Origin of the sequence: Streptomyces sp. NPDC051738 (assembly GCF_044453205.1) — a bacterium.
Classification (GTDB): domain Bacteria; phylum Actinomycetota; class Actinomycetes; order Streptomycetales; family Streptomycetaceae; genus Streptomyces.
Genome location: NZ_JBITCM010000013.1, coordinates 242,494 through 259,926 on the forward strand (window position 1 = coordinate 242,494; position 17,433 = coordinate 259,926).

A 17,433-nucleotide genomic window follows, 5' to 3' on the forward strand; every position below is an offset into this window, starting at 1 on the left:
GCCTGATCGTGGCGTCGCAAGCCGTTCCGTCGTCGCAGGTGGTGGTCCTCATGTCCGTTGCTCCGTCGTCCCCCTTTTCGTCTGCTCCGTCGTCGCTTTCTTCGTCTTCTTCGTCGGTCGTTCCGCTCCCGCCGGGCTCGGGCTCGGACGCCCCGGCCACCTGCGAGGTGCCGCACTTCGCGCCGGTCCGGGTGCGCGGCGGGCGGTATCGACTACGTCGGCTCGTACGGCACCGGAGGCGGGCCGTGGCGGCGGGGCTCGCCGTGACCGCGGCGGCGCTCGTGGCAGCGGGGCCGCGGGAGGCCGACCGGGCGCGTGGGCATCCGGTGGCGGAGCCGGTGCGCCAGCAGCGGGCGGTCGAGCGAGTGTCCGCACCGGTGCGGATCGCCGACGGGGCCACGGTGCGGCTGCTGCGGCCCGGCGACCGGGTCGACGTGATCGCAGCGGAGGAGACGGCGACGGGCGGGGACGCCCAGGTGGTCGCGCGCGGGGCGCGGGTGACGAAGGTGCCGGAGCCGCTGGATGCCGCGACCGACAGCGGGGCGCTGGTGGTGCTGTCGGTGCCGCGTTCCACAGCGGCGCGCCTCGCGGGGGCGAGTGCTACGGCGCGGTTGGCGGTGACGGTGTGCTGAGCCGGCTCCAGCGTGCGGTGAATATCGCCCGAGATCTCCTGTCAAGCCCCTCGTTCAGGTGGCCCCATTGGACAGGATGGCCTAACCCTGCCGTAGGTTGCGGAGCTGTTCGTTCCACAACCTGTGCATGCGAGGAGAGGCTCCGCGGTGAGCGAGAAGAAGGAACCGAGCGTCTGGGACGGCTTCAAGGCCTTCCTGATGCGCGGGAACGTCGTCGATCTGGCAGTGGCGGTGGTCATCGGTGCCGCGTTCACCAACATCGTCAACTCGGTGGTGAAGGGGATCATCAATCCGCTGGTCGGAGCGATCGGCACCAAGAACCTCGATCACTACAGCTCGTGCCTGAGCTCGTCGTGCGCGGGCGATCAGGGCATTCGGATCCTGTGGGGTTCGGTCCTCGGCGCGGCCCTCAGCTTCGTGATCACCGCGGGCGTCGTCTACTTCCTCATGGTCCTGCCCATGGCGAAGTACCTGGCCCGAGTGGAGGCCCGCCGCAAGGAGAAGGAGGGCGCGCATGAGGTCATCGAGGTGACCGAGCTGGAGGTGCTGAAGGAGATCCGCGACGCACTGGTCGCCCAGCGCGGGTCGGGGCACAACGAGCAGTAACGGCTCAGATGTGGTGGGGCGGCTTCTCGTCGAGGAACCGCTTCAGGTCGGCCGCACTGTCGCCGCCGGTGCCCGGCCGCTCGCCCCATCCGCGGTCCGTGTCGTCCGAGGACTGCTGGTCCAACGGGTCGTCGAAGATCAGCACGGGCTTCGGCGCACCCGGCTCGGGGGCGGGGACGGGGGCGGTACTCATGCGTCCAGGGTACGGCCCTCGGGGCGGGGGCATGCCGGGCCACGGGCGTCGGGGCCATGGGCGTCGGGGCCACGGCCGCTCAGCCCCGGCTCCCCACCCCCCACCCGCCGCCCGCGGTCTTGCGCGCTTGTGAATCGTCGGGCAAGAAATTCCGCGCCTCATCTGCTGTGCTTGACACCATGACGTCCAGTTCGACTCCCGCGCCGGACTCACCCCGCGCACACGAAAGCCACCGCCCACTGCGCAGACTCACGGCCCGTGGCCGTGGTGAGGCGCACCGGACCGCCACCCCGCTCGAGCTCTTCTTCGACCTGTGCTTCGTCGTCGCCATCGCCCAGGCCGGGATCCAGCTGGTGCACGCCGTCGCCGAGGGACACGCGGGCGAGGGGATCCTCAACTACGCGATGGTCTTCTTCGCCATCTGGTGGGCCTGGATGAACTTCACCTGGTTCGCCTCGGCGTACGACAACGACGACGTCCTCTACCGAGTCGTCACCCTGGTGCAGATCGCCGGTGTGCTGGTCCTGGCGGCCGGGGTCTCCTCCGCGTTCGAGGACCACGACTTCCTGGCGGTCTGGCTGGGCTACGTGATCATGCGGCTGGCCATGGTCACGCAGTGGCTGCGCGCGGCCAAATCATGTGAGGGCGCGGAGAGAACGATGGCCCTGCGGTACGCCGGCGGCGTGCTGGTGTGCCTGATCGGCTGGCTGGGTCTGGTGGTCCTGCCCGAGGGAGCCAGAGTCTGGGTGTTCCTGGTGATGGCGATCCTCGAACTGTGTGTGCCGCCGTTCGCGGAGAAGGACCACCCGACGTCGTGGCATCCGCGCCATATCGCCGAGCGGTACGGCCTGTTCACCATCATCGTGCTCGGCGAGACCATCGCCGCGGCCACGGTGGCGATGAAGGCCGGCATCGACGAGAGCGACGAGCTGAGCGACCTGCTGCCCATCGCCATGGGCGGGCTGCTGATCATCTTCGCCGCGTGGTGGATCTACTTCGTGGTGCCGATCCACGGTCACCTGCGCTCCAACCGACAGGCGTTCCTCTGGGGTTACGGCCACTACCTCGTCTTCGCCTCAGCAGCCGCGATCGGCGCCGGACTGGAGGTGGCGGTCGAGCAGGTCGTCGGCAAGGCGCACATCTCCACGCTGGCCGCGTCGGCCGCGGTGACCCTGCCGACGGCGCTGTATCTGCTCACCGTCTGGGCACTGCACTCGCGCCACTTCAAGTTCGGCATCACCCAGCAGCTGGTGCTGCCGACCTCGGCCCTGCTGGTGATCTGCTGCACGTTCCTGGGCGAGTGGGCCGTGCTGGCGGCCGGCCTCGTGTCGGCACTGACGGTGGCGACCGGGACCACGCTGACGGCGCGCATGACGAGACGGGAGAACGGAAAGCGGATGAAGGTGCCGGTCACCTAGGGAGGGGTCTGCGGAACGGTCTATGAGGGGCAGAAGACGAGGGGCATAGGACGACGCCGGTCACTGGACGATGCCGGTCACTGGACGAGACTGGGCGCATGACAGTTGACGCTCTGACAGACGTCGCGGGACTGCGGGTGGGGCACGCGACGCGCACCGGCGGCGGTTGGCTCACCGGCACCACGGTCGTCCTCGCGCCCGAGGGCGGCGCCGTCGCCGCCGTGGACGTACGCGGCGGGGGCCCCGGCACCAAGGAGACCGACGCGCTCGATCCGCGCAACGTCGTGGAGAGGGTCGAGGCGATCGTGCTGACCGGGGGCAGTGCGTACGGGCTCGACGCGGCGTCCGGGGTGATGGCCTGGCTGGAGGAGCAGGGGCGCGGGGTGCGCGTGGGCGTGGATCCGACGCACGTCGTGCCGGTGGTGCCGGCCGCCTGCGTCTTCGACCTCGGGCGGGGCGGCGACTTCCGCGCGAGGCCGGACGCGGCCACCGGGCGGGCTGCGGTCGAGGAGGCCGCGGCGAGCGAACCCGGCGCGCCCGTGCGGGAGGGGTGCGTGGGCGCCGGTACGGGAGCGACGGTCGGGGCGGCGAAGGGTGGGATCGGCACGGCGAGCGTCGTGCTGGCCTCGGGGATCACCGTGGGCGTGCTCGTGGTGGCCAACGCGGCGGGGTCGGCGGTGGATCCGGAGACCGGCGTGCTGTACGGGGAGTTGTTCCAGGGGCGGGTGGAATACCCGGAGGCACACGTCCACGAGGCCGCGCGTCGACGCCTCGCCGAGAGCATGGCGAAGAACCCACTGCCCCCGCTGAACACCACGCTCGCGGTGGTCGCCACCGATGCCCGGCTGTCCAAGGCACAGGCGCAGAAGCTGGCCGGCGCGGCGCACGACGGGATCGCGCGCGCCCTGCGGCCGGCGCATCTGCTCAACGACGGGGACACGGTCTTCACCCTGGCCACCGGGGACCGCCCGCTCGAAGCAGGGCAGCCTCTCGCGCTGAACGACCTCCTCGCGGCGGGCGCGGACGCCGTGACGCGCGCGATCGTGCGCGCCGTACGTGCGGCCGAGTCGGTGGACGGGCCGGGTGGAGCGTGGCCCTCGTACGGGGAGTTGTACGGGGAGTTGAACGGGCAGGTGAACGGGGAGCGCTGATCAGAGAGCCGGCCGGGCGGAACTTGGAGCCGGCCGGCCGGACCTGGAGCTGACGGGGCGGCAGCTGCCCGGCGCGGGCGATTGTCGCGGTTCTGTCACGTGATGGCGTTCACCGCGCACAGCGGGAACCCGGGTCGGTGGCGGTGGCCTCTTCCACCGTGGAACGGAACGGATCTCGCAGATCACACGAAGATGGAGCAGCTCGTGACAACGCCGGACATAGCAGCGCGGCGCGCACTCGGGGCCTGTGCCGCCCTGATGATCGGCGCTTTGACCCTCACAGCCTGTGGTGGGAGCGCCAATGCCGACAACGGGAACGGGAAGGGCGGCAAGGACTCCGGGGCGTCCGCCGCGAAGATCGTGATCTCGGCGAAGGACGGCTCGACAGGGGCATCGATCAACACGACCGGCGTGAAGGTCAGCGACGGGAAGCTGACCGACGTGAAGATGACGCTGGCGGGGAGCGGGCAGGCGGTGCCGGGCTCCGTGGCCGGCGACGGGGGCAGCTGGAAGCCGGCGGAGCAGCTGGAGCGGGGGAAGAAGTACCGGATAGCGGCCAGCGCGAAGGGCGCGGACGGGCGCACCGTCGCCGCCGACTCGACCTTCACCACGGTCAGTTCGGCCAACAGCTTCATCGGGACGTACACGCCCGACGGCGGTACGACGGTCGGCGTCGGCATGCCGGTGTCGTTCACCTTCGACAAGGCGATCAGCGACAAGAAGGCCGTGCAGTCGCACATCACGGTCTCCTCCAGCAGTGGCCAAAAGGTGGTCGGGCACTGGTTCGGGGAGCAGCGGCTCGACTTCCGGCCCGAGGAGTACTGGAAGACCGGTTCCAAGGTCACGATGAAGATCGACCTGGACGGCGTCGAGGGCGCGAACGACGTCTACGGCGTACAGAACAAGACCGTCAACTTCACCGTCGGGCGCTCGCAGGTCTCGACCGTCGACGTCAACACGCAGACGATGACGGTCGTGCGGGACGGCAAGACGATCAAGTCGGTGCCGATCTCGGCGGGCAGCTCCGAGTTCTCCACCTACAACGGGCAGATGGTGATCTCGGAGAAGTACAAGCAGCTCCACATGGACAGCCGCACGGTCAATCTCGCCGACGCGTACGACATCAAGGACGTGCCGAACGCGATGCGACTGACGACGTCCGGGACGTTCATCCACGGCAACTACTGGTACAACAAGGGCAACCCGCCCTTCGGCAGCCAGGGCACCAGCCACGGCTGCGTCGGCCTGCGGGACGTGCAGGGCGGACAGGGGGACACCCCTTCCAAGTGGTTCTACGACAACTCGCTCATCGGCGACGTGGTGATCGTGAAGAACTCCCCCGACAAGAGCGTGACCCCGGACAACGGGCTCAACGGCTGGAACATGGCGTGGGACGAGTGGGTCGCGGGCAGCGCCGCGTGATCCACTGAAGTACCGCCCCAACAGGGATTACTGACGGTTCGTCGGGCCGCGCGGGAACCTCTCGCGCGGCCCGTGCGTATTACCGGACGTACGTTTTCTCGGTTCCCGGACATGATGTCCGACCGAGGGGCTACGGTATGCACCCACAAGGTGACATGCAGCAACGCCGGGAGAAACCTTGAGCGTTCCGTACGAGACGGCAGCGTACGAACCACCCGAGTCGCCGGAGTCTCCGGAGGAGCACCTCGCGCGACTCCTCGGCCGCGCCCTGAACTCCTTCGAGTTGCCCGACGAGACGTTGCGGCTGCTCGACTGTGCGCTGGCTCATGACAGCTCGCTGCACTCCGCGCACCACAGCGCGGGGCGGCACCGCGAGACGTATCGGCACACCTGGCTGCTCGCCGACGGCTCGGCGCTCACGCTGTGGGAGCTCGTGCACAACACCGCGCGGGACGGGGCGGCCCAGCACGAGGTGTACGTCGACGAGGAGGAGCTGCGCGCCGCGACCGCGCGGTTGCCGCTGCCGCCGGACGCGCCGGACTTCGAACTGCCGGTGACGGTGCAGGTGTCGCCGATCCCCGCGCCCCGGCACGCGTATCTGTCGGACGATTCGGCGGACCACGCGCGCCGGCTGCTGCGCCGGGCGGAGAACGCCGACCGGCCGGACGCGGAGACGGCCGCGTTGCTGGCCACGGCGTGCGCGCACCAGATCACGCAGGCCTTCGGGCGCCCGTGCCGTGCGCGGCGCGCCGGGCTCTGCTTCTCGCTCTACGAGCACGCTTTCCTGCTGCGCGACGGCAGCGAGGTCTCCCTGTGGGAGGTCGAGCACACGGCGACGCCGGACGGGCGGCACATGTGCGAGGTGTACGTCGACGAGGACGCGGCGCGCGATGCGATGGAGCGCCGGGCGACGCAGCTGTCGTAACGCCGGTCCCGCTGTTCGGCACAGGTGCGGTGGTTCCGGCCGCGCCATTCGGCACAGGTGCCGCAGCCCTGGCCGCGCATCTGCCGTAACGCCGTCTCCGCCGTTCAGCGCCCGTCGCTGAGCTGTCGTACGAGTCCCGCGAACGCGTCCCGTTCCGCCGGGGACAGTTCCACGGCCTCCAGTTCGGGGGGCGTCTGCCGTTGGTGCGGGAGCGCGGAGAGGGCCGAGCCGCCCGGGTGCCACGGCGACCGCTCGGGGCGGACGCCGCGCAGGACGCGGATCAGGCCGGTCACCCAGAGCACGGCCGCCAGGGTCAGGACTACCGGGCCCAGCAGTTGGAGGAATGTGACGTGCTCAGGCATGGGCCCAGTAGACACCACGGTCCGGGCCATTAGGCCCGGACCGTGACGTATCTCGCAGGTGCCGTGAACAACTCACAGCGCCCCAAAGGGACAAGCGGGAGGCCTGCCCGGCGGAGGGCTTACGCCGCCACCGGCTGCTTCGCCTCCGCGGCCGTTGTCGCCGGGGACTCGGCGGCGGGGGTGCCGTCCGGGGCCGTCTTGCGCATGCCCTTCAGGAGGATGACCAGGCCGGCCGTGACCGCCGTACCGGCCGCGATGGCCAGCAGGTAGAGGAACGGCTTGCCGATCAGGAAGGTGACCCAGATGCCGCCGTGCGGGGCGCGCAGGGTCGAGCCGAAGGTCATGGCCAGCGCGCCGGTGACCGCGCCGCCCGCCATGGAGGCGGGGATGACGCGCAGCGGGTCGGCCGCGGCGAACGGGATCGCGCCCTCGGAGATGAAGGAGGCGCCCAGGACCACGGCGGCCTTGCCGTTCTCGCGCTCGGCCTGGGTGAACAGCTTCTTGCGCAGGAAGGTCGCGAGAGCCATGCCCAGCGGGGGCACCATGCCGGCCGCCATCACGGCCGCCATGATCTTCATGGCCGAGTCGCTCGGGGCCGCGACCGTGATGCCGGCCGTCGCGAAGGTGTAGGCCACCTTGTTGACCGGGCCGCCGAGGTCGAAGCACATCATCAGGCCGAGCAGGACGCCGAGCAGGATGGCGTTGGTGCCGGAGAGGCTGTTGAGCCAGTCGGTCATGCCCTTCTGTGCCTCGGAGATCGGCTTGCCGATCACCACGAACATCAGGAACCCGACGACCGCCGAGCCGACCAGCGGGATCACCACCACCGGCATGATGCCGCGCATCACCGGCGGGATGTTGATCCGCTGGATGCCGATGACCACACCACCGGCGATCAGACCGGCGACCAGACCGCCGAGGAAGCCGGCGCCGATCGTGACCGAGATCGCGCCGCCGACGAATCCGGGCACGAGTCCTGGCCGGTCGGCCATGCCGTAGGCGATGTAACCGGCGAGGACCGGGACGAGGAAGCCGAAGGCCGCGGCGCCGATCTGGAACAGCAGCGCGCCCCAGCTGTCGACCTGGCCCCAGTCGAAGTGCTCGGTGACGGACTTGGCCTCGTTGATCTGGTAGCCGCCGATCGCGAAGCCGAGGGCGATCAGCAGACCGCCGGCCGCGACGAACGGGACCATGTAACTCACGCCGGACATCAGCCACTTGCGCAGCTTGGTGCCGTAGCCCTCGCCGGGCTCGCCGGCCCGCTCCACGGGGGTGCCGGGCCGGGCGGCCGCGGTGGCCTCGCCGCGCTCCGCCTTGGCGCGGACCTCGGCGATGAGTTCGGCGGGGCGGTTGATGCCCGCCTTCACCCCGGTGTCCACGGTCGGCTTCCCCGCGAACCGGTCCTTCTCCCGTACGGCCACGTCGTGGGCGAAGATCACGCCGTCCGCCGCCGCGATGACGGCCGGGTCGAGCCGGGTGAAGCCGGCCGAGCCCTGCGTCTCGACGACGAGCTCGACGCCCGCCTCGCGGCCCGCGTTCTCCAGCGACTCGGCCGCCATGTAGGTGTGGGCGATGCCGGTCGGACAGGAGGTGACGGCGACGATACGGAAGGGACGCTCACCGTCGGCGGCAGCCGCGGCGGGGGCGCCCGGCGCCGGGGCGTCCGCGCCCTCGGCGTGCGCACCCGGCGCCGGGGCCGTGGTGCCCGTGGCGGCGTCGGCGGAGGCCGCCACCGACGACGCCACGGAGTCTTCGGAATCGGCGGTGGCGGCAACGGCCGCGTCAGCCGCCGGGGGCTCCTCGCCCCGGATCAGCGCCGCCGTCGACGCCGCGTCGCCCGCCGCCCGCAGCGCGTCCGTGAACTCGGCGTTCATCAGCTGCCGGGCCAGCGACGACAGGATCGTCAGGTGGGCGTCGTCCGCGCCCGCCGGGGCGGCGATCAGGAAGATCAGGTCCGCGGGGCCGTCCGCCGCGCCGAAGTCGACGCCGGCGGCGCTGCGCCCGAAGGCGAGCGTCGGCTCGGTGACGTGCTCGCTGCGGCAGTGCGGGATGCCGATGCCGCCGTCGAGGCCGGTCGGCATCTGTGCCTCACGGGCGGCCACGTCGGCGAGGAAGCCCTCCAGGTCGGTCACCCGGCCCAGGGCGACCATGCGCTCGGCGAGGGCACGTGCCGCCGCTTCCTTGGTGTCGGCGGACAGGTCGAGATCGACCAGGTCCGCGGTGATCATGTCGCTCATCGCGGGCTCCTTCGCACGCGTATCGCCCGGGGAGTCTGGTGGGCGGTGAAGGGGACGGGGGTGCCGTGGGGGGCGGCATGGATGCGGTGGGGGGAGGTGGGGGTGGAAGAGGGGGTGGAGGGGGCGGGGTCGGGGAAACCTCGCCCCCTCCGGGCGGCAGAGCGGCTCAGGAGGCCCTGCCGTCCGTCGGCGGCCGTGAGTAACAGCGAGCTTCGCCGCTCAGGGAGCCGATCGGCAAGAACTGTGACAACCGAGACATTCCTCATGACACCGGCTCCTTCAGTACGCGATCCACCGGCACCTCGGCCGTGACCGTCACCGCCGCCAGGTCCAGGTCGGCCGGGGACGGCATCACGCTGCCGGGAAGCTGTACGGCCGCCGCGCCATGGGCGACCGCCGAGGCGAGGGCCTCCGGGCCGCTGCCGCCGGCGATCAGGAAGCCGGCGAGGGAGGAGTCGCCGGCGCCGACATTGCTGCGTACGACGTCCACGCGCGCGCTGCCGAACCAGGCTCCCGAGCCGTCCACCAGCAGTTGTCCGTCGGCGCCCAGGCTCGCGAGCACGGCGCGCGCGCCCATCTCGCGCAGTTCCTCGGCCGCCTTCACCGCGTCGCCCACGGTGGCCAGGGGGCGCCCGATCGCTTCCGCGAGCTCCTCGGCGTTCGGCTTCACCACGTCGGGCCGCGCGCGCAGGGCTTCGAGGAGGGCACGCCCGGAGGTGTCCAGCGCGATCCGCGCGCCCCCTGCGTGCGCCCGGGCGACCACATCGGCGTACCAGGACGGGGCGAGCCCGCGCGGCAGGCTCCCGCAGCAGGCGATCCAGTCCGCGTCGCGCGACTGCTCGCGCACCGTCTCCAGGAGCAGCTCCTGCTCGGCCGCCGACAGCTCGGGGCCGGGCGCGTTGATCTTCGTCAGTACCCCGTCCGACTCCGCGAGCGCGATGTTCGAGCGGGTGGCGCCCGCGACCGGCACCGGCGCGACCTCGATGCCCTGCGCGTCGAGCAGGTCGGCGACGAGCGCGCCGGGCGCACCACCCAGGGGCAGGACGGCTATCGTGCGCTGCCCTGCCGCCGCGACCGCGCGCGAGACGTTCACGCCCTTGCCGCCCGGGTCCATGCGCTCGCCGGTGGCGCGGATGACCTCGCCGCGGTCGAGGGAGGGGACCTCGTAGGTGCGGTCCAGGGACGGGTTCGGGGTGACGGTGAGGATCATGCGCGCACTACTTCCGTGCCGCCGCGCTCGATCGCGGTGGCGTCTTCGGGGCTCAGCCCGCTGTCGGTGATCAGCAGGTCCACGTCGCCCAGGTCGCCGAAGCGGGCGAAGTGCTCCTGACCGTGCTTGGAGGAGTCGGCGAGCAGCACCACCCGGCGGGCCGCGGCCACCGCCGCGCGCTTCACCGCGGCCTCGGCGAGGTCGGGGGTGGTCAGACCGTGCTCGGCGGAGAAGCCGTTGGCGGCGACGAACAGGACGTCGGCGCGGATCTCGCCGTACGCGCGCAGCGCCCAGGCGTCCACGGCGGCGCGCGTACGGTGCCGTACGCGCCCCCCGACCAGATGGAGCTGGATGCCCGGGTGGTCCGCGAGGCGGGCGGCGATGGGCAGGCTGTGCGTGACGACGGTGAGGGACGTCTCCAGCGGCAGCGCGGCGGCCAGGCGGGCCACCGTCGAACCGGCGTCGAGGATCATCGTGCCCTCGGTGGGCAGCTCGGCGAGGGCCGCCTTCGCGACCCGGTCCTTCTCGTCGGCCGCGGTCGACTCGCGCTCGGCGAGGTCCGGCTCGAAGTCCAGTCGCCCGGCCGGGATCGCGCCACCGTGCACACGGCGCAGGAGCCCTGCCCGGTCGAGGGCCTTCAGGTCCCGGCGGATCGTCTCCGCGGTCACCTGGAACTCCTCGGCCAGCGACAGGACGTCCACACGGCCGCCGTCACGGGCGAGCCGGAGGATCTCCTGCTGCCGCTCCGGTGCGTACATGTCCGTTCGCCTCCGAACTGTGCCCGAACTTGTGGTTTCGCTGGGAGGCTACGCCCGGATTTCCAGAAAGTAAACAGGTTCGGATCCAATCGGGCATGAACGGGCTTCCGACATGGAGAAATACGGAGAGACCAGAGAGACCGGAGAGATACGGAAACGACGAAGGGCCCGGCACCGAAGTGCCGGGCCCCTCCCCCGCTCTCAGCCCACCAGCGCGGGCTCCTTCCGCGGCGTCGGCGACGGATCCTCCGTCGCTCCCTCCACGTGCTCCGCCGACCGCCTGGGCAGCGCGAACATCAGCAGGAAGATGACGCCCATCACCGCGGCCACCCACCCCAGCGCATGCTGGAAGCCGTCCGCGAAGGCCGCGCCCGCCGCCGCGCCCCGCGCATCTTCCGCGCCGCCGGCCAGCCGGTCGTCGATGACGCCGAAGAAGACCACGGAGACCAGACCCAGCCCGAGCGCGTTGCCCATCTGCTGGACGGTGCTGATCAGGCCGGACGCCGAACCGGCGTGCTCTCGCGGCACCTCCGAGAGGATCGCGTCCGTCAGCGGCGCCACGATCAGGCCCATGCCGACGCCCATGACGACCAGGGGCAGCGCCATCTGCCAGGGGGCGATGGTCAGGCCGTAGTGGCCGGACTCCCAGATGTAGAGCAGGACGCCGATCGCCATCACCAGCGCGCCCGCCTGGAGCACCTTGCGGCCGAAGCGCGGGACCAGCTGCTGGACGGACAGGCCGGCCGCCACCGAGACGGCGATCGAGAACGGGATCCCGGTCAGGCCTGCCTTCAGCGCGCTCCAGCCCAGGCCGTACTGCATGTACAGCGTCCAGACCAGGAAGAAGATGCCGAGCGCGACACCGAAGACCGTCTGCACGGCGATACCGGCCGCGAAGCTCTTCACCTTGAACAGCGACAGTTCGACGAGCGGGGAGCCGTCGCGGGCCGCCTTGCGCCTCTCGTACGCCACCAGCGCCCCGAGGACCACCAGTGCGCCGCCCATCGACACGTACCCCCACAGCGGCCAGCCCAGCTCACGGCCGCGGGTCAGCGGGTAGAGCAGCATCAGCAGGCCGAGCGTGACCAGGGCGACGCCGACCAGGTCCAGCTTCAGCGCCTTCGGTGCCTTGGACTCGGTGATGAAACGGCTGCCGAGGATCAGGCCCGCGATGCCGACCGGAAGGTTGATGAGGAAGATCGGGCGCCATTCGAGGCCGAAGAGGTTCCACTCCGTCAGCAGGGCGCCGAGCAGCGGTCCGGTGACCGCTCCGAGTCCGACGACCGCGCCGAACAGGCCGAAGACCTTGCCGCGTTCGTGCGCCGGGAAGGTGGCGTGCACGATCGACAGGACCTGCGGGACCATCAGCGCCGCCATGCCGCCCTGCAGAATGCGGGACGCGACCAGCATCTCCGGGTTCGCGGCGAACCCGCACAGGGCCGAGGCCAGGGTGAAGCCGCCGATGCCGATGAGGAACAGCCGCTTACGGCCGTGGATGTCACCGAGGCGGCCCCCGGTGATCAGGCCCGCGGCGAAGGCGAGGGCGTAGCCCGCGGTGATCCACTGGATCTGGCTGAAGCTCGCGCCGGCGTCCCGCTGGATCGAGGGGATCGCGACGTTGACGATCGTGACGTCGACGAGGTCCATGAAGGCCGCGGTCATCACGATCGCCAGGGCGAACCAACGGCGGCGGTCGCCCGGGGTGGGCTCGGCGAGCGGTGCGCTCTGGTGGGTCACGGGGTCGGTCCCCGCTGAGGTCCTTGAGGTCATGGAAGGAAGCTACGGCCTCATTAGGTCAGATCGTGTCCTACTTATACGGCATCCTCGGATTCATGACGACGGACACTCCGGCACGGCTGCTGACGCTCCTCTCCCTCCTCCAGACGCCCCGCGAATGGCCCGGCGGCGAGCTAGCCGAGCGGCTCGGGGTGTCCCGGCGCACGGTGCGGCGGGACGTCGACCGGCTGCGGGAGCTCGGTTATCCCGTGCAGGCGAGCAAGGGGGCCGACGGCGGCTACCGGCTCGTCGCGGGCAAGGCGATGCCGCCGCTCGTGCTGGACGACGAGGAGGCCGTCGCGATCGCGGTCGGGCTGCGGGCCGGGGCGGGGCACGCCGTCGAGGGGGTGGAGGAGGCGTCGGTGCGGGCGCTGGCGAAGCTGGAGCAGGTGCTGCCGTCGCGGCTGCGGCACCGGGTGGCCACTCTGCAGGCCGCGACGACGCCGCTGACCAGTGGGGACGGGGCGAGTATCGCGCCCGAGACGCTCACCGTGATGGCGTCGAGCGTGGCGGGTCAGGAACGGCTGCGGTTCGCGTACCGGGCGAAGGACGGGACCGAGTCTCGGCGGCTGGTGGAGCCGTATCGGCTGGTGTCGACCGGGCGGCGCTGGTACCTAGTCGCCTACGACCTCGACCGGGCCGACTGGCGGACCTTCCGGGTCGACCGGGTGAGCGAGCCGTTCGCGACGGGGGCTCGGTTCACTCCACGGGAGTTGCCGTCGGGGAGTGCCGCGGAGTATCTGCGGCAGTCGATGTGGCGGCGCCAGGAGACGTACGACTTCTCGGTGACGTTCGATGCGCCCGCGGAGTTCGTCGCGGCTCGGTTGCCGGGGTGGCTGGGGGCGCCCGAGGCGGTCGGGGACGGCCGGCGGTGTCGGCTGCGTGGGACGGCGGGGGATGCGGTGGAGTGGATGGCGGTGCGGCTGGCGATGGTGGACTGCGAGTTCGTGGTGGAGTCGCCGGAGGAACTGGTGGTGTGTGTGCGGGAGTTGGGCGGGCGGTTGCGTCGGGCCGCGGGGTGAGCCCCGGGGCCGGGCGGCCCCATGGGATCACCACGCCGAGCGGAGACGCCGTGCCCCATGTGACAGAATCTGCCCCTTGGTGGGCCACCCCGTGGTTCAGGTACGGGGTGGCCCACCGGCCCGGCGTCCGAAAAGAGCCGGGCCCCGGCACCCAGGGGGGATAGGCGCCGAAGCCCGGCTCGGGGAAAGTCCCGGCGCCGGGGGGAGTGCGTCGGGACTTGGTCTGGTGGTGTGTGGTGCGCCCGTGCTGCGGTCGGTGGGGCCCGTTGGCCTTCGTCCGGGCCCGAGGACAGTCGCCTCAGGCCCTGAACTCCCTTGCCCGCAGGTCTTGTTCCCGGTGGCCCGCCAGTTGAAGCGGCGTTACATCGCCATGTTTGCGCGGTCTTTCGCCACCCGGCGTACGCCGCCCGCGGCCACTTGCCCCCGGCCCCTCCGCCGGAGGCACTACGCGGCCGCGTCGAACCCCGTGCTCCGCGCCAGCTTCTTCAGCTCCAGCAACGCGTGCTTCTCGATCTGCCGGATCCGCTCCCGCGTCAGCCCGTGCTCCTTGCCGACCTCGGTCAGCGTGCGCTCGCGGCCGTCCTCGATGCCGTAGCGCATCTTGATGATGGACGCCGTGCGCTGGTCGAGCCGGCCGATGAGGTCGTCCAGTTCCTCGCTGCGCAGGAGGGTCAGGACGGACTGCTCGGGAGAGACCGCCGACGTGTCCTCAAGGAGGTCACCGAACTGGGTGTCGCCGTCGTCGTCCACCGACATGTTCAGGGAGACCGGGTCGCGGGCCCAGTCCAGGACGTCCGTCACCCGGTCCGGGTTCGAGCCGAGCTCGGCGGCGATCTCCGCGGGCTCCGGGTCGCGGCCGTGCTCGCGGTTGAACTCGCGCTGGACGCGGCGGATGCGGCCCAGCTCCTCCACGAGGTGGACGGGGAGGCGGATGGTGCGGGACTGGTCGGCTATCGAGCGGGTGATGGCCTGACGGATCCACCACGTCGCGTACGTCGAGAACTTGAAGCCCTTGCGGTAGTCGAACTTCTCCACCGCGCGCACCAGGCCGGCGTTGCCCTCCTGGATCAGGTCGAGCAGGGGGAGGCCGCTGCGCGGGTAGCGACGGGCCACCGCGACGACCAGGCGGAGGTTGGAGCGGATGAAGACGTCCTTGGCCCGCTCGCTCTCGTCGACGAGGGCTTCCAGTTCTTCACGGGTGGCGTCCGCCCTGGCCTCCTCGTACCCGTCGAGGACCTGCCTTGCGAACACACCCGCCTCGATGATCTGCGACAGCTCGACCTCTTTGGCCGCGTCGAGAAGCGGCGTGCGCGCGATCTCGTCGAGGTACATGCCGACCAGGTCGCGGTCCGCGATCTCGCCGCCATGGGCGCGAACACTGCTGGCCGCGTCGGTCCCGCCGGTGGCGGACTTACGACGGGCGACGGCACGGGTTGCCATGCGTGCTCCCTTGCGATGTGGGGCGGGCGGGTGATTCCTGAACGCTTGGGACTCTCCTCGAGTGCCCTGCATCCGATGGAAACAACGACTGGAATCAGGACAGAATTCCCAACCCGCCCCTCTATTTTTCTGATCTTGCAGTACCCTGTCCGGCCACGTCCGGCCACACGAGGAGGCCCGATGCCATCGGAACGTAGAGAGGTGCAGGTCAGACCGGGAGTCGAGAGTGACCTCGAAGCCCTCACCGACCTCTACAACCACTACGTACGTGAGACGCCCATCACATTCGATACGGCGGTCTTCACGCCGGAGGAGCGACGTCCTTGGCTGCTCTCCCACCCTGAAGACGGACCGCATCGGCTGATGGTTGCCGAGGAGCGCCACTCCACGGGGAACTCACAGCGGATTCTCGGCTACGCCACATCCAGCGCCTTCCGGCCGAAGCCCGCCTACGAGACCTCCGTGGAGGTGACGGTCTACCTCGCGCCGGACGCCGGGGGGCGCGGTGTCGGCACGCTCCTGTACAAGGCCCTGTTCGAGGCCCTCGCGGAGGAGGATCTGCATCGGGCCTACGCGGGGATCGCGCAGCCCAACGAGGCGTCGGTCCGCCTGCACGAGCGCTTCGGCTTCCGGCACGTCGGGACGTACCGCGAGGTGGGCCGCAAGTTCGGCCGCTACTGGGACGTCGCCTGGTACGAGAAGGAGCTCTGAGGCCCCGCAGGGGCCGGAGCACCCGGCCTCCAGGGCCCGGAGCACCCGCCGGCGGCCTCAGCCGAACTGCACCGACCGCTTCGCCAGCCCCATCCAGAACCCGTCGATCACCGACTTCTGGCCGTCGAGCTCACCGGCCGCGTCCGCCGCGCCCATCGTCACGAACAGCGGGGCGAAGTGCTCGGTGCGCGGGTGGGCGTAGTGGCCGGCCGGGGCCTTGTGGAGGAAGTCCAGCAGGGCGTCCCAGTCGCGGTTCTCCAGCGCGCGGCGGCCCCAGTCGTCGAACTCCACGGACCAGGCGGGGATGCCGCCCTGCCGCAGGGCGGCCAGGTTGTGGGTGAAGAAGCCGGAGCCGACGATCAGCACGCCCTCGTCGCGCAGCGGCGCCAGCTTCCGGCCGATCTCCAGCAACCGCAGCGGGTCGAGGGTCGGCATGGAAATCTGGAGGACGGGGATGTCGGCCTCGGGGTACATCTCGACGAGCGGTACGTAGGCGCCGTGGTCGAGGCCGCGGTCCGGGATGTCCTGCACGGGTATTCCGGGGGCGCGCAGCAGCTTCCGTACGGACTCGGCGAGTTGGGGCGCGCCGGGGGCCGTGTACGTCACCTTGTAGTAGTGCTCGGGGAATCCCCAGAAGTCGTAGACGAGAGGAACGGACTCGGTGGCACCGATGGCGAGCGGGGCCTCCTCCCAGTGGGCGGAGACCATGAGGATCGCCTTGGGCCGCGGCAGGCCGGCGGACCAGGCGGCGAGCTCACCGGGCCAGATCGGGTCGTCCGCGAGAGGCGGGGCGCCGTGGCTGAGATAGAGGGCGGGCATGCGCTCCTGCGCGGCGGCGGACATGGTGATGACTCCCTCCGGAGAGCTGAAGCCATGTGCTTCAAATCTAAAGCTTCTCTCTTCGAAGACAGTACGCCCGGGTAGTTAAAAATTCAAGGAGAGCTCTCGTACAGTGGAGTACATGAATACGGCATCGACCTCCGCGCCACCCGCGGCCGAACCCGAACCTGAATCCGAACCCGCGCCCACGGGCGAACCGCGCTGGCTCACCCACGAGGAGCAGCTCGTCTGGCGCTCGTACATGGAGGCGTCCACGCTGCTCTGGGACCACCTGGACCGCCAGCTCCAGCGGGACGCGGGCATGCCGCACGTCTACTACGGCCTGCTGGTCAAGCTCGGCGAGGCTCCGCAGCGCAGGCTGCGGATGACCGAGCTGGCGATGCTCGCGAAGATCACCCGCTCCCGTCTCTCGCACGCCATCGCGCGGCTGGAGAAGAACGGCTGGGTACGGCGCGAGGACTGCCCCGACGACAAGCGGGGCCAGTTCGCGGTGCTGACCGACCAGGGCGTGCGGGTACTGCGGGACACCGCGCCCGGCCATGTGGAGGCCGTACGCCAGGCGATGTTCGACCGGCTCAGCCGCGAACAGCAGCAGGCCCTCGGCGAGATCATGCAGATCGTCGCCGAGGGCCTGCAGCCGAGCGAAGCGGGTGCGGACCTGCCCTGGCTCCGCTGAGCCGCTCATTCAGCGAGAGCCGGGGCAGGTCCTTCGAGGCGGTACGTACGGAGC

The 17,433-nt window shown here is 70.9% G+C and carries 17 protein-coding genes; 9 read left to right on the forward strand and 8 right to left on the reverse strand.

Annotated features, from left to right (window positions below; genetic code table 11):
* Positions 1-50: 50 nt before the first annotated feature.
* Together ACIA8X_RS29210 and mscL are read left to right on the forward strand one after the other, a co-directional pair.
* The gene (locus ACIA8X_RS29210; protein WP_399459478.1) at positions 51-632 is read left to right on the forward strand and encodes a hypothetical protein; all 582 of its coding nucleotides are present in this window, start codon (positions 51-53) and stop codon (positions 630-632) included.
* Positions 633-779: 147 nt separating this feature from the next.
* The gene (mscL, locus tag ACIA8X_RS29215) at positions 780-1,238 is read left to right on the forward strand and encodes a large conductance mechanosensitive channel protein MscL (RefSeq protein WP_393454985.1); all 459 of its coding nucleotides are present in this window, start codon (positions 780-782) and stop codon (positions 1,236-1,238) included.
* Between the two features lie 4 nt (positions 1,239-1,242).
* Here mscL and ACIA8X_RS29220 read toward each other — a convergent pair whose 3' ends face one another.
* The gene (locus ACIA8X_RS29220; protein WP_393454982.1) at positions 1,243-1,431 is read right to left on the reverse strand and encodes a hypothetical protein; all 189 of its coding nucleotides are present in this window, start codon (positions 1,429-1,431) and stop codon (positions 1,243-1,245) included.
* 179 nt (positions 1,432-1,610) lie between these two features.
* On the opposite strand from ACIA8X_RS29220, the gene ACIA8X_RS29225 reads away from it, so the two are divergent.
* The 4 genes from ACIA8X_RS29225 (at position 1,611) to ACIA8X_RS29240 (ending at position 6,347) form a co-directional block, all read left to right on the forward strand.
* Entirely contained in the window at positions 1,611-2,849 is a 1,239-nt protein-coding gene (locus ACIA8X_RS29225) for a low temperature requirement protein A (protein WP_393454979.1), read from the forward strand.
* A gap of 98 nt (positions 2,850-2,947) precedes the next feature.
* The gene (locus ACIA8X_RS29230; protein ID WP_393454976.1) at positions 2,948-4,000 is read left to right on the forward strand and encodes a P1 family peptidase; all 1,053 of its coding nucleotides are present in this window, start codon (positions 2,948-2,950) and stop codon (positions 3,998-4,000) included.
* Positions 4,001-4,204: 204 nt separating this feature from the next.
* Positions 4,205-5,422 carry an Ig-like domain-containing protein gene (locus ACIA8X_RS29235; RefSeq protein ID WP_393454973.1) on the forward strand — a complete coding sequence of 406 codons (1,218 nt, stop codon included), beginning with the start codon at positions 4,205-4,207 and terminating at the stop codon, positions 5,420-5,422.
* Positions 5,423-5,600: 178 nt separating this feature from the next.
* Positions 5,601-6,347, forward strand: a complete 747-nt coding sequence (locus ACIA8X_RS29240) for a DUF6227 family protein (RefSeq protein WP_393454970.1) — start codon at positions 5,601-5,603, stop codon at positions 6,345-6,347.
* A 104-nt stretch (positions 6,348-6,451) separates the two neighbouring features.
* Here the strand turns inward: ACIA8X_RS29240 and ACIA8X_RS29245 are convergent, their stop codons facing one another.
* From ACIA8X_RS29245 to ACIA8X_RS29265, 5 genes are all read right to left on the reverse strand, one after another.
* Positions 6,452-6,709 (reverse strand): hypothetical protein, encoded by a 258-nt coding sequence (locus ACIA8X_RS29245; RefSeq protein ID WP_393454967.1) that lies wholly within the window; start codon positions 6,707-6,709, stop codon positions 6,452-6,454.
* A gap of 119 nt (positions 6,710-6,828) precedes the next feature.
* Complete coding sequence (locus tag ACIA8X_RS29250; protein ID WP_399459479.1) at positions 6,829-8,946, reverse strand: fructose-specific PTS transporter subunit EIIC; 2,118 nt, start codon at positions 8,944-8,946, stop codon at positions 6,829-6,831.
* 262 nt (positions 8,947-9,208) lie between these two features.
* Complete coding sequence (pfkB, locus tag ACIA8X_RS29255) at positions 9,209-10,156, reverse strand: 1-phosphofructokinase (RefSeq protein WP_399459480.1); 948 nt, start codon at positions 10,154-10,156, stop codon at positions 9,209-9,211.
* On the reverse strand, positions 10,153-10,914 hold the full coding sequence (locus ACIA8X_RS29260; RefSeq protein ID WP_399459481.1) for a DeoR/GlpR family DNA-binding transcription regulator: 762 nt from the start codon (positions 10,912-10,914) through the stop codon (positions 10,153-10,155). The genes pfkB and ACIA8X_RS29260 overlap by 4 nt, the downstream gene beginning before the upstream one ends.
* Positions 10,915-11,115: 201 nt before the next feature.
* Positions 11,116-12,684, reverse strand: a complete 1,569-nt coding sequence (locus ACIA8X_RS29265; protein WP_399459482.1) for an MFS transporter — start codon at positions 12,682-12,684, stop codon at positions 11,116-11,118.
* A 62-nt stretch (positions 12,685-12,746) separates the two neighbouring features.
* Between ACIA8X_RS29265 and ACIA8X_RS29270 the strand changes: the two genes are divergently transcribed.
* Positions 12,747-13,712, forward strand: a complete 966-nt coding sequence (locus ACIA8X_RS29270; RefSeq protein WP_393454953.1) for a helix-turn-helix transcriptional regulator — start codon at positions 12,747-12,749, stop codon at positions 13,710-13,712.
* Positions 13,713-14,156: 444 nt separating this feature from the next.
* Here ACIA8X_RS29270 and ACIA8X_RS29275 read toward each other — a convergent pair whose 3' ends face one another.
* Positions 14,157-15,152, reverse strand: a complete 996-nt coding sequence (locus ACIA8X_RS29275) for an RNA polymerase sigma factor RpoD/SigA (RefSeq protein WP_393454950.1) — start codon at positions 15,150-15,152, stop codon at positions 14,157-14,159.
* A gap of 180 nt (positions 15,153-15,332) precedes the next feature.
* On the opposite strand from ACIA8X_RS29275, the gene ACIA8X_RS29280 reads away from it, so the two are divergent.
* Positions 15,333-15,863: a GNAT family N-acetyltransferase gene (locus ACIA8X_RS29280; protein ID WP_399459484.1), complete on the forward strand. Its 531-nt coding sequence runs from the start codon at positions 15,333-15,335 to the stop codon at positions 15,861-15,863.
* A 57-nt stretch (positions 15,864-15,920) separates the two neighbouring features.
* On the opposite strand, the gene ACIA8X_RS29285 is transcribed toward ACIA8X_RS29280, so the two are convergent.
* Positions 15,921-16,706, reverse strand: a complete 786-nt coding sequence (locus ACIA8X_RS29285; protein ID WP_393454944.1) for a dioxygenase — start codon at positions 16,704-16,706, stop codon at positions 15,921-15,923.
* 118 nt (positions 16,707-16,824) lie between these two features.
* Here ACIA8X_RS29285 and ACIA8X_RS29290 point away from each other — a divergent pair, with 118 nt between their 5' ends.
* On the forward strand, positions 16,825-17,379 hold the full coding sequence (locus tag ACIA8X_RS29290; RefSeq protein WP_393454941.1) for a MarR family winged helix-turn-helix transcriptional regulator: 555 nt from the start codon (positions 16,825-16,827) through the stop codon (positions 17,377-17,379).
* The last annotated feature ends 54 nt before the right edge of the window (positions 17,380-17,433 follow it).

Bases quoted from the DNA above. Each gene is read 5' to 3' on its own strand.
- ACIA8X_RS29210 (WP_399459478.1), top strand. From the start codon at position 51: ATGTCCGTTGCTCCGTCGTCCCCCTTTTCGTCTGCTCCGTCGTCGCTT.
- ACIA8X_RS29220 (WP_393454982.1), bottom strand. From the start codon at position 1,431: ATGAGTACCGCCCCCGTCCCCGCCCCCGAGCCGGGTGCGCCGAAGCCC.
- ACIA8X_RS29225 (WP_393454979.1), top strand. From the start codon at position 1,611: ATGACGTCCAGTTCGACTCCCGCGCCGGACTCACCCCGCGCACACGAA.
- ACIA8X_RS29230 (WP_393454976.1), top strand. From the start codon at position 2,948: ATGACAGTTGACGCTCTGACAGACGTCGCGGGACTGCGGGTGGGGCAC.
- ACIA8X_RS29245 (WP_393454967.1), bottom strand. From the start codon at position 6,709: ATGCCTGAGCACGTCACATTCCTCCAACTGCTGGGCCCGGTAGTCCTG.
- ACIA8X_RS29250 (WP_399459479.1), bottom strand. From the start codon at position 8,946: ATGAGCGACATGATCACCGCGGACCTGGTCGATCTCGACCTGTCCGCC.
- pfkB (WP_399459480.1), bottom strand. From the start codon at position 10,156: ATGATCCTCACCGTCACCCCGAACCCGTCCCTGGACCGCACCTACGAG.
- ACIA8X_RS29260 (WP_399459481.1), bottom strand. From the start codon at position 10,914: ATGTACGCACCGGAGCGGCAGCAGGAGATCCTCCGGCTCGCCCGTGAC.
- ACIA8X_RS29265 (WP_399459482.1), bottom strand. From the start codon at position 12,684: ATGACCTCAAGGACCTCAGCGGGGACCGACCCCGTGACCCACCAGAGC.
- ACIA8X_RS29270 (WP_393454953.1), top strand. From the start codon at position 12,747: ATGACGACGGACACTCCGGCACGGCTGCTGACGCTCCTCTCCCTCCTC.
- ACIA8X_RS29275 (WP_393454950.1), bottom strand. From the start codon at position 15,152: ATGGCAACCCGTGCCGTCGCCCGTCGTAAGTCCGCCACCGGCGGGACC.
- ACIA8X_RS29280 (WP_399459484.1), top strand. From the start codon at position 15,333: ATGCCATCGGAACGTAGAGAGGTGCAGGTCAGACCGGGAGTCGAGAGT.
- ACIA8X_RS29285 (WP_393454944.1), bottom strand. From the start codon at position 16,706: ATGTCCGCCGCCGCGCAGGAGCGCATGCCCGCCCTCTATCTCAGCCAC.
- ACIA8X_RS29290 (WP_393454941.1), top strand. From the start codon at position 16,825: ATGAATACGGCATCGACCTCCGCGCCACCCGCGGCCGAACCCGAACCT.